A 2,356-nucleotide genomic window follows, 5' to 3' on the forward strand; every position below is an offset into this window, starting at 1 on the left:
GTATAAATTATTGTACAGAGGATTCCGCTTATTTTGATTTTCTACTCACAAACCTATGTAACGAAATACAAAATTCATAGTATTTACTTTATAGATTTATAAATTGATGGTTCGAAACACGATTTTAAAATACTTATAATCAATTGGTTATATGAATATTTTCGTAAATCTGTAATTAATGCTATTTTACATATAAATAGGTTCTGAATTAACTTATTAGTGAACTTCGTTGCCTATAAAATAAATATTAAGCTTACAATAACAAAATGATTTTACGATTAGAATTTGGAAATTATTCTAAGGCAAGTGGGACCACAGTCTTTGGCATCAGGTTGTTTATAGAAGGGAAAGTTTTTTTTTCAAATTACTTTATACGACTTTTGAATTACAATTTTTTTACCAGTTCCTGCATTCCATAATAGTTTATGGCTTTTTCTTTTAACGGATTTTTACTCCATTCTTCCCATTCTCCGTTGTAAGGATTGTAGCCACATTTCAGCGGTTTTGAAGTGTCTAAACCGTCTTTGTTGGTATGTTTTCTTTCTGTGTAAGCTCTGCAATCTGTGCAGATATAACGAAATTCGCAATCTTTGCAGACTTCTATGTTGTCTTTTGTAAGATTCCAATATTTTTTGAAATCTTTGTGATTGAGAGCTTCTTCTAACGTAGTATCTTTTATATTGCCAAAGCTTTGAGGCATGGAAGGGCAGTTTCTAATGTTACCTTCAGAATCTATGGAAATTTTTTTGTGGAGACAGGAGTTGTGGCTGTTGGATAAAGTATATGTTTCGAGATTAGAATTAAAATAGTGTGAAGAAATCAATCCGCAATTTTTTTTATTTATAATTTTATCCTCAACATAAGTTATCATTCTATTCAAATATTTATCTTGTTTATTTTTATCACATCCAAAATAAATCAATCTATTAATTTTATCATTTGACTTAATAATGTTTTTAGTTATTAATCTATTTTCTAATTTCATTTCATAAGGTAGGATTATTTCAATACCTTTTAGAGTTGTTTTAGATAGGTTATTCAAAAATTTTAAAAACGTATTTAAATCAATTAAATCATAACATCTAATTTGTAATTGTTTTATTCTATTTGTATCAATAAATTTTGCAATTTGAATTGAATCTTCAAGAAAAAAAGATTCTTTACTTAAATCAATTATAATACTAGATATTGTTTCAGCAACCTTATAATTTAAATTTAAAGGAATTAGTCCTTTTATGATTTGGGTATCTATAAACCCTATTTCATTTACTAATAAAAAATCTATATAATCTTTTAAGTGTTTTTCATTTTCTTCTCCATAATTGTCATAAATTTCTTCAATGGAAAAATTTGGAAATTCTTCAATAAGTAATATAGAGAGAGAATTTGGAATTAGGTAATAATTATTTCTTTGTGTATCGCAAATTACACTTCTTGTATGCCCATAATTTACCAAGCAACAAGCAAATCTATTGAAATAAGTCATTTTATTTTATTAACGTATTTTAGATATATACTTAGCTTTGGCAAATCATATTCATATCTTAAAGAGTCCAGGTTTTTTATGTCCTCTATTGGAGATGACTCTAATTTTTTTGTATCAGGGTTAAATTTTAGCTGTGTGCCAAATTTTTGTTTCTTTTTGTCACTCACCAGATCTCTATCAATTAGATAAGCTTTATTATTTAAAGAATAGGAGTTTGATTTTGAAACATATTCCAATATTTCTTTTCTAAAATTAATTTCCATATCACTGTGTTGAGCAATATAAAAGATAGTTTCGCTTGCCAAACAATCACAATCATCATCAAGTATTTTATTTAAAGTATGTTTTTTTATTAAAGATTTTACAAATCCCCTGTTTATTGAATCTTGTTTAATAGTCAAACGACCTACGCTGTCCAGTTTTTGAGGATCATTATTGTATTTGTTAAACAATCTTCTGTACATCTGATCATTTTCATAAATTTTATTCCAATTGATTTGGCTTAATTCACTGTTGTTATTGCATTTAATATACTGATTATATATTTGTATCAGTTTTATGTTAATTAAATCACATTTATTTATTTTATTATAATTTTTTTTTATAAGTTCTTCAGCTAATAAAAGGTTATTTTTTTCTTTTGATTTCGTTAGATATTTTAAAATTATAGCTTTTTTTGAATCATTATATAAATGAAATAATGGAATTAAATTTTGACGGGTATAGTTTGAAATGGTTGCACTATCAGATAACAAATTCAAACTATCTGCCTTTTGCATTACATTGACTAAATTTATTGGTGTATTACTGGTCTTTATACAAGAAGTAAGAAATAAAAATAAAACAAAACAAATAATATTATTTTTCATA

At 25.5% G+C, this 2,356-nt stretch carries 1 protein-coding gene and 1 pseudogene; both read right to left on the bottom strand.

From position 1 onward, the window contains the following. Positions 1-385: 385 nt before the first annotated feature. On the bottom strand, positions 386-1,486 hold the full coding sequence (gwsS, locus tag WBY99_RS08925; protein WP_423975983.1) for a grasp-with-spasm system SPASM domain peptide maturase: 1,101 nt from the start codon (positions 1,484-1,486) through the stop codon (positions 386-388). Then, positions 1,483-2,356 (bottom strand): annotated as a pseudogene (locus WBY99_RS08930) (hypothetical protein); the annotation flags it as partial. The pseudogene WBY99_RS08930 and the gene gwsS, both read right to left, overlap by 4 nt.

Source organism: Kaistella sp. (assembly GCF_049588135.1).
In the GTDB taxonomy this organism is placed as follows: domain Bacteria; phylum Bacteroidota; class Bacteroidia; order Flavobacteriales; family Weeksellaceae; genus Kaistella.

Coding starts and splice junctions, on each gene's coding strand:
- gwsS (WP_423975983.1), bottom strand. CDS start 1,486: ATGACTTATTTCAATAGATTTGCTTGTTGCTTGGTAAATTATGGGCAT.